7 protein-coding genes and 1 pseudogene are annotated in these 7,429 nt (G+C 50.9%); 5 read left to right on the top strand and 3 right to left on the bottom strand.

Going from position 1 to position 7,429, the window contains the following annotated elements:
- Positions 1–129: 129 nt before the first annotated feature.
- Complete coding sequence (gene dusA / locus ACFPVS_RS13255; protein WP_096295756.1) at positions 130–1,170, bottom strand: tRNA dihydrouridine(20/20a) synthase DusA; 1,041 nt, start codon at positions 1,168–1,170, stop codon at positions 130–132.
- A 453-nt stretch (positions 1,171–1,623) separates the two neighbouring features.
- On the opposite strand from dusA, the pseudogene ACFPVS_RS13250 reads away from it, so the two are divergent.
- From ACFPVS_RS13250 to ACFPVS_RS13245, 3 genes and pseudogenes are all read left to right on the top strand, one after another.
- A pseudogene (locus tag ACFPVS_RS13250) lies at positions 1,624–2,459 on the top strand (carbon starvation CstA family protein); the annotation flags it as partial.
- A 130-nt stretch (positions 2,460–2,589) separates the two neighbouring features.
- Positions 2,590–2,769, top strand: a complete 180-nt coding sequence (locus ACFPVS_RS13720; RefSeq protein WP_415906954.1) for a hypothetical protein — start codon at positions 2,590–2,592, stop codon at positions 2,767–2,769.
- Positions 2,759–2,965 carry a YbdD/YjiX family protein gene (locus tag ACFPVS_RS13245; protein ID WP_096295755.1) on the top strand — a complete coding sequence of 69 codons (207 nt, stop codon included), beginning with the start codon at positions 2,759–2,761 and terminating at the stop codon, positions 2,963–2,965. The genes ACFPVS_RS13720 and ACFPVS_RS13245 overlap by 11 nt, the downstream gene beginning before the upstream one ends.
- Before the next feature lie 76 nt (positions 2,966–3,041).
- Here ACFPVS_RS13245 and ACFPVS_RS13240 read toward each other — a convergent pair whose 3' ends face one another.
- Together ACFPVS_RS13240 and glnA are read right to left on the bottom strand one after the other, a co-directional pair.
- A complete protein-coding gene (locus tag ACFPVS_RS13240; RefSeq protein ID WP_096295754.1) occupies positions 3,042–3,308 on the bottom strand; it encodes a hypothetical protein in 267 nt (88 codons plus the stop codon).
- 652 nt (positions 3,309–3,960) lie between these two features.
- Positions 3,961–5,379: a type I glutamate--ammonia ligase gene (gene glnA, locus ACFPVS_RS13235; RefSeq protein WP_096295753.1), complete on the bottom strand. Its 1,419-nt coding sequence runs from the start codon at positions 5,377–5,379 to the stop codon at positions 3,961–3,963.
- A gap of 398 nt (positions 5,380–5,777) precedes the next feature.
- Between glnA and aroE the strand changes: the two genes are divergently transcribed.
- Positions 5,778–6,590 (top strand): shikimate dehydrogenase, encoded by an 813-nt coding sequence (gene aroE, locus ACFPVS_RS13230; protein WP_096295752.1) that lies wholly within the window; start codon positions 5,778–5,780, stop codon positions 6,588–6,590.
- On the top strand, positions 6,590–7,291 hold the full coding sequence (gene mtgA / locus ACFPVS_RS13225) for a monofunctional biosynthetic peptidoglycan transglycosylase (protein WP_096295751.1): 702 nt from the start codon (positions 6,590–6,592) through the stop codon (positions 7,289–7,291). The genes aroE and mtgA overlap by 1 nt, the downstream gene beginning before the upstream one ends.
- The last annotated feature ends 138 nt before the right edge of the window (positions 7,292–7,429 follow it).

Below are 7,429 nucleotides of genomic sequence, written 5' to 3'. Positions count from 1 at the left end.
ACTTGGTGGGTTTTGCCGTGTTGTTCCTGCTCAATTTGGGTGGATTCTTAGCTTAAGTTGATTGAATGATACAAAGGCCGTCTGAAATATTTCAGACGGCCTTTTGTTTTGATTCGGGAATATGAACTTTCAGACGGGCCTCTGGAGTGAATGTGCCCAAAGGCCGCCCCCGAAACGGTTTGCCCGTTCCACTTCTTTCCATGCGTCGAGAATCAGCGTGCCGTCGTTATCTTTGAGCAGGGTTGCGTCGGATAGCATCCGCCGCCATGCACGTGCGCCTTTGAGGCCGTGCATCAGGCCTAAACTGTGGCGGACGATGTGGCGCAAGATGGTGCCGCGGCCGCTTTGGATTTGCACTTGGCTGTAGGTAAACAGGCGTTGCACCAGGTCGGCGTATTCGATGGGCAGGTGGCTGCTGCCGTAAAACAGTTGATCCCATTCGCGCATCACCATCGGGTTGTGGTAAGCCTCGCGTCCGACCACCACGCCATCGACGTGTCGGAGATGTTCGGCGATTTGTCCGTTGGTGGTAATGCCGCCGTTGATCAGGATTTCCAGCTCGGGGAATTCTTGTTTTAAGCGATAAACGTAGTCGTATTTCAGCGGCGGAACTTCGCGGTTTTCTTTCGGTGATAAGCCGTCCAGCCATGCGTTGCGGGCGTGGACGATAAAGGTTTTGCAATCGGTTTTGTCGCGTAGGGTGCCGACAAAATCCGCCAAGGGTTGGTACTCGGCTTGGCGGTCGACACCGATGCGGTGTTTGATGGTGACTGGAATTTGCACGGCATCCTGCATGGCGTTTAAGCAATCGGCCACTAAGTCGACTTCGTTCATCAGGCATGCGCCGAACGCGCCTTTTTGCACGCGCGGGCTGGGGCAGCCGCAGTTGAGATTCACTTCGTCATAGCCGTATTCTTCCACCGCTTGGGCGGCTTTGGCCAGCTCGGCAGGGTCACTGCCGCCCAGTTGCAGTGCAACGGGATTCTCGCCTTCGTTAAACATGAGAAAGCGGTTTTTGTCGCCATACACAATCGCGCCGGAGTTGATCATTTCACTGTAAAGCCAAGTATTTTGCGTGATTTGGCGTGCCATGTGGCGGTAGTGGCGGTCGGTCCAGTCGAGCATGGGTGCGACGGAAAGGCGGCGCGGCGGCAGTTTTTTTGAAGTCATGATGCGGTGTTTTAGATGGTTTTTCAGACGGCATTATAGCAGGGTGGCAAACCGGCTGTCTGAAAAAGGCCAATACGGGGCAAGGGGAATACGGGACATTTTGGTGTGGCGTATGAACCGTTTAGGTAAGGTGTCGTGCGTAGGAAAAAGCCGGTTCTTTCAAGCTTTATTATGCAAACGGTTTTTGTTTTTTGCCCAAGTGATTGTTTTAAGGTTTTTGAGTATCAGAAACCATTAAGGTTTTACCGTGTCTTTCGGCAATACTCGAAAATCCCAAAACGGTTCTTCAGGCCAAAAACGAGAAGTGTAAACAATGTCAGAATTTCTACGGATATGCTAATACTTACAATAATGTTTAGTTGGGTAAAAATTTTACTTAAATTATATGGTAATGCGGATTTTACAGAAGCAATTGTTTAGTAGTAATAATATGTTCATTTTTAAGGAATTGTTATGAAATCTTTAAAGACCTTGCTGATTTGGGGCCTGGTAGTGTTGGTGGGTTTGGCCTCCTTTACCACATTGGCCGTCAACCGCGGCGAACAGGTCAGTGCGGTGTGGATGGTAACGGCCGCAATTTCCGTTTACTGTATCGCCTACCGCTTTTACAGCCTGTATATCGCTGAAAAAGTGATGGAACTTGATCCCAACCGCCTGACACCGGCCGAGTGCCACAACGACGGTTTGGACTATGTGCCGACGCACCGGGGGCGTGTTGTTCGGCCACCATTTCACCGCAATTGCGGGCGCAGGACCTTTGGTCGGCCCCGTCCTTGCGGCTCAGATGGGTTATCTGCCCGGTACGCTGTGGATTATCTTCGGCGTGGTGTTCGCCGGAGCGGTGCAGGATATGATGGTCTTGTTCGTTTCCATGCGCCGCGACGGTAAATCTCTGGGCGATATTGTAAAACAGGAGCTGGGTACGACCGCCGGTATTGTCGCTTCTGTCGGTATCCTGATGATTATGGTCATCATCATGGCCGTACTTGCGCTGATTGTCGTGAAAGCACTGGTTCATAGCCCGTGGGGTACGTTTACGATTGCCGCTACCATACCGATTGCGCTGTTTATGGGGATTTACTCCCGCTATATCCGTCCTGGAAAATCGGTGAGATTTCCATTGTCGGCTTTATCCTGCTGATGCTGGCGATTGTGTTTGGTGAAGATGTGGCGCAAAGCTCATACGCGCATTTCTTTGATTTGGACGGTGTCCAACTGACTTGGGCGATTATGATTTAGGCTTTGTGGCGGCGGTATTGCCGGTTTGGCTGTTGCTGACACCGCGCGACTTACGTATGGGCAAGCCTGGAAAAACTGTTCCGCAGCGATGCTAAAATCAGCTTCCTGGCGCATGCGGCGAAATTCAAAGATGCGGCGGCGCGCGGCGAAATCCTTGCTCCGGCCAAAGACGTGGCGCAAATGCACCAAATCGCATTCAACGACTACGTCAATTCGGGTTTGACCGTATTGTTCCTGTCGGTTGTAGTATTCGTCGGCATCTATGGCCTGAAAACCGCCCTGAAAGCGCACAAAACCGGTTTCCCTACTGCCAAAGAAGTTCCTGCGGTTTACCGTAACGAGGTCGCAAATGAACAATAATACACTGTGGCGGCGCATCCGTCGCGCATTGGAAACGGCACGCCGAACCGCCAATCTGATGGCCGGTATGCCGGATTATGAAAACTACGTTGCTCGTCAACGCCGCCATAATCCCAATGCGCCCGTGATGACCAAGCTACAGTTTCAGGATTATTGCAGCAAACGCCGTTGCGGAAGCGGCGGACGTTGCTGCTGAATCGTATTGATCTGAAAAGGCCGTCTGAAAATGATTTTTCAGACGGCCTTTATCTGTTGCCGGTTAACAGGATTCCTTAATCTTCCGGCCGTGTTTTCGGCTGACACTTACGGTGTTTTGGCAAAAGGGGCTGTTTCGGACGGTAAAACAGCACCGATGCGCACAGCAGCGGTACGGTTATTTTGGCCGATTCCTCCACCGACTGCACAATAACTGCCGAACATGCGGAAATCGAAACATGAAACAGCTCGGCCAGTTTCGCGTTCAGCCTGCTGCCCAATTTGCCGGCCGGGACGGTACCAAGCTCCAAACGGTGTAATGATAAACCGCCGGCTACGGTCATGGGGGCGCAGGTGTTTTAGAAATGTTTTTCCCAAATATAGTCGTTTCAAACAAAAATAATACAGCGTTGCCGATTCCCTGATGTACCGGGTGTACACGGCGGTTGCTGTCGCCTTGTCTTATTTCTATTTTAAACGACTATAAAAAACCAGTAACCGCAACATAATACAAATCGCTGCCCCGAACAGTTATCGGATAAAGGGACGGCCTCGCTGCGGTAAAAATTGGTTTTTAGAAAACTCATGCCGGATAGCGATTTGTGCAAATCCATTTCACGCAAGCCGGACAATACCGCGGCAGCGGCGGATAGGCACGTCAGGGCGGTAAAATGGCCAAAGACAAACGACGATCGGCAGGAAGCATAGATACGGTCTGAAGATTTCAAACGTACCTTGCTGAACAGAAAACCGCAAATCTAAAGGCACAGCCACGGTAATGTACGAAGCCGCTGCCCAATAAAATCAGCAGCAAAGAGCCGGCTAAGAAACGACGGGATAAATCCACGATCATTTTAGAATATAGAAGTTTTATATTATAGGAAAAAAATGTGAACGTTTTATGAAGTGATTAGGAAAAGTAAAAGGCCGTCTGCAACTGTTTCGATTCACACAAAACTTTTTCAGACAGCCTTAACTGGTTTGACTGCCCGTGGATTACAGGCTGTAATACATTTCAAATTCCAGCGGATGCGGCGCCATACGTACGCGGCGGACATCTTCTTCTTTAAAGGCAATATAGCTTTCAATCCAGTCTTTGCTGAACACGCCGCCACGGGTCAGGAATTCGTGGTCTTCTTTCAGCGCAGCCAAAGCCTCATCTAAAGAGGCGCACACGGTTGGCACCAAGGCATCTTCCTCCGGCGGTAGGTCGTAGAGGTTTTTGGTTGCCGGATCGCCCGGATGAATTTTGTTTTGGATACCGTCCAAACCGGCCATCAGTAAGGCGGCGAAACACAAATAAGGGTTGGCCATCGGGTCAGGGAAACGCGCTTCGATGCGGCGGGCTTTTACGCTGTTTACCGATGGAATGCGGATGGAGGCCGAGCGGTTTTTCGCTGAATAAGCCAGTTTCACCGGTGCTTCAAAGTGCGGCACCAAACGTTTGTAAGAGTTGGTTGACGGGTTACAAATCGCGTTAAGTGCTTTGGCATGTTTGATGATGCCGCCGATGTAATAGAGCGCGGTTTCGCTCAAGCCTGCGTAGCCGTCACCGGCAAACAGGTTTTGGCCGTCTTTCCAAATAGATTGGTGCACATGCATGCCCGAGCCGTTGTCGCCCATAATCGGTTTCGGCATGAAAGTGGCTGTTTTGCCGAAGTTGTGCGCCACATTCCAAATCACGTATTTCATGTCTTGGGTTTGGTCGGCGCGGCGGACTAAGGTGCCGAATTTGGTGCCCAATTCCATTTGTGAGCCAGTACCTACTTCGCCGTGATGCACTTCGACTTCAATGCCGATTTCTTCCAGAATGTTCACCATGGCCGAACGCAAATCTTGGCCTTGGTCAACCGGTGCCACAGGAGAATAGCCGCCTTTTACCATCGGACGGTGGCCGGTGTTTTGGCCGTCAAGATGTGCGCCGCTTGACCACGCACCGCTTTCGGAAGTAATTTCGTAACGGGTTTTATGCATGGCGGCTTCAAATGCCACGCCGTCAAACACGAAAAATTCAGGCTCAGGGCCGAAGAAAGCAGTGTCGCCGATGCCGGAAGATTTCAAGTAGGCTTCGGCACGTTTGGCAATGGAACGCGGGTCGCGGTCGTAACCTTGGCCGTCGGCCGGGTCGATAACGTCGCAGATAATGACGACAGTAGTGTCATCGTAAAAAGGATCAATAAAAGCAGTTGATGCATCCGGACGCAACTGCATATCAGAAGCCTGAACGCCTTTCCAGCCGCCCATGGAAGAGCCGTCGAAGGCTTGGCCGTTTTCAAACCAGTCTTCAGGATCTTCCAGCACGATGCGCGATGGAATGGTAAAGTGGTGTTGTTTACCTTTGGTATCGGTAAGACGCAAATCAACGAAGCGTGCTTCGCTTTCTTCAATCAGTTTTACAACGTCTTTAATAGACATGTTCAAGCTCCTAAATAGGGAAATCAGTCAATCCAAATAAACATGCGACCGCGCCGGCGGCATTTGGTTGCCTGTTTATTTGGACAAACTGGGTTGGCAGGCAGTAACAGACGCAAGGGCTATTTTATCACGTTTAACAGCTTGTCAATAGCCGTTAAAAAATGGCGCGCGAAGGCTTGAGCCTGCCTGAAAAACAGCGGTAAATATTGCCATTGCGCTGTGTTTTAATCAATTCAAACCGATACGTGAAATATAATTTCAGACGGTCTTATTGTCAACAATTTACTGCTCAAACGGCACAATACATCAACTTGCGGTATTTAACACAACAGCCGCTTCAATCCTGATAAAATCCCGTTATAATAACGCTTTTGCCTGATGAGTGAAGGAAGCCAGCCATGAGCAGCAAACCGCGTTACGCCGTATTCGGCAATCCTGTGCAACACAGCAAATCACCGCAAATTCATCAAGAATTTGCCAAGCAGGAAAACGTTGCCATTGATTACGACCGCATTTACGCCGAAATCGGCGGATTTGCCGAAGCTGCGGCTGCATTTTTTGCCGAAGGCGGACAGGGCGCGAACGTGACTGTGCCGTTTAAATTGGATGCCTTCAATTTTGTTGACGAACATTCCGAGCGCGCTTTGGCTGCCGGTGCGGTAAACACCATTATTCTGTTGGGTAACGGTAAATTCCGCGGCGACAACAGCGACGGCGTGGGTATGGTTAACGACATTATTCAGGCGCGGGGTGTGCCGGTGGCGGGCAAACGCATCTTGCTGATTGGTGCAGGCGGCGCGGTGCGCGGCGTGATTCCCGTATTGCAAGGCCATCAATCGGCTGAAATCGTCATCACCAACCGCACCCATGCCAAAGCCGAAGAAGTGGCCGGGCGTTTCGGTATTCGCGCTATTGCCATGAACGAATTGCCGGAAAATCATTTCGACATCATCATCAACGGCACATCCGGCGGCTTAAACGGCGAATTGCCCGAGATCGCACCGGCCGTGTTCGGCGCGTGTGCTTTGGCTTACGACATGGTTTACGGCAAAGATTCCGAGCCGTTTTTAAAATTTGCCGCTGAGTCGGGCGCACGACAAACTGCCGACGGTTTGGGTATGCTGGTCGGGCAGGCTGCATTTTCCTACCAGTTGTGGCGCGGTTTCGAGCCGGACATCAAACCTGTGTTTGAATACATGAAAGACTTGTGATGTTGCGCATTCTCAAATGGCTGATTGCACTGCCGGTGGCGGGGTTTATTCTGTTTAACGCCTATGTATACGGCAACATCATCACTTACCGTGCCGTTGCGCCGCACCAAACCGCGTTCATGAGCATGCGCATGAGCCAGTTTCAGCAAGAAGGGCGCAGCGAAACATTGGATTACCGCTGGGTGCCGTATGAACGCATTTCCACCAACCTGAAAAAAGCCTTGATTGCTTCGGAGGATGCCAAATTCGCCGATCACGACGGCTTCGACTGGAGCGGCATTCAAAACGCCATCAAGCGCAACCAAAAAAGTGGCGAAGTGAAGGCCGGCGGCTCGACCATCAGTCAGCAATTGGCGAAAAATCTGTTTCTCAACGACAGCCGCAGCTACATCCGCAAAGCCGAAGAAGCCGCCATTACCGCGATGATGGAAGCCGTGACCGACAAAGACCGCATTTTCGAGCTGTATCTCAACACCATCGAATGGCATTACGGCGTGTTCGGTGCCGAAGCCGCGTCGCAGTATTTCTATAAAAAGCCGGCCGCCGAGCTGACCAAACAGCAAGCCGCCAAGCTTGCTGCCCGCGTGCCCGCACCTTTGTTTTATGCCGAAAACCCGAAAAGCAAACGCCTGTGCGGCAAAACCAACGTTATCTTGCGGCGCATGGGTTCGGCAGAATTACCGGCCAGTGACACAGAATAATGCCAAATCACGTATTAATGAAAGGGGCTGTACTAGATAACTAGGGAAATCTAATTTCAGGTTAGAATAACCCCTATGAGAAGAAGCCGTTTAAGCCAGTACAAGCAAAACAAACTGATTGAACTGTTTATTGCGGGT

The sequence above is a fragment of the Neisseria weixii genome (assembly GCF_042658245.1).
Taxonomy (GTDB): Bacteria; Pseudomonadota; Gammaproteobacteria; order Burkholderiales; family Neisseriaceae; genus Neisseria; species Neisseria weixii.
The sequence above is the reverse complement of the archived record's forward strand: the minus strand, read 5'-3'. Positions and strand labels throughout refer to the sequence as shown.

What these genes read in the sequence shown, in the direction of transcription:
- ACFPVS_RS13240 (WP_096295754.1), bottom strand. Translation starts at nt 3,308, where the DNA reads ATGACCGTAGCCGGCGGTTTATCATTACACCGTTTGGAGCTTGGTACC.
- ACFPVS_RS13245 (WP_096295755.1), top strand. Translation starts at nt 2,759, where the DNA reads ATGAACAATAATACACTGTGGCGGCGCATCCGTCGCGCATTGGAAACG.
- glnA (WP_096295753.1), bottom strand. Translation starts at nt 5,379, where the DNA reads ATGTCTATTAAAGACGTTGTAAAACTGATTGAAGAAAGCGAAGCACGC.
- dusA (WP_096295756.1), bottom strand. Translation starts at nt 1,170, where the DNA reads ATGACTTCAAAAAAACTGCCGCCGCGCCGCCTTTCCGTCGCACCCATG.
- aroE (WP_096295752.1), top strand. Translation starts at nt 5,778, where the DNA reads ATGAGCAGCAAACCGCGTTACGCCGTATTCGGCAATCCTGTGCAACAC.
- mtgA (WP_096295751.1), top strand. Translation starts at nt 6,590, where the DNA reads ATGTTGCGCATTCTCAAATGGCTGATTGCACTGCCGGTGGCGGGGTTT.
- ACFPVS_RS13720 (WP_415906954.1), top strand. Translation starts at nt 2,590, where the DNA reads ATGCACCAAATCGCATTCAACGACTACGTCAATTCGGGTTTGACCGTA.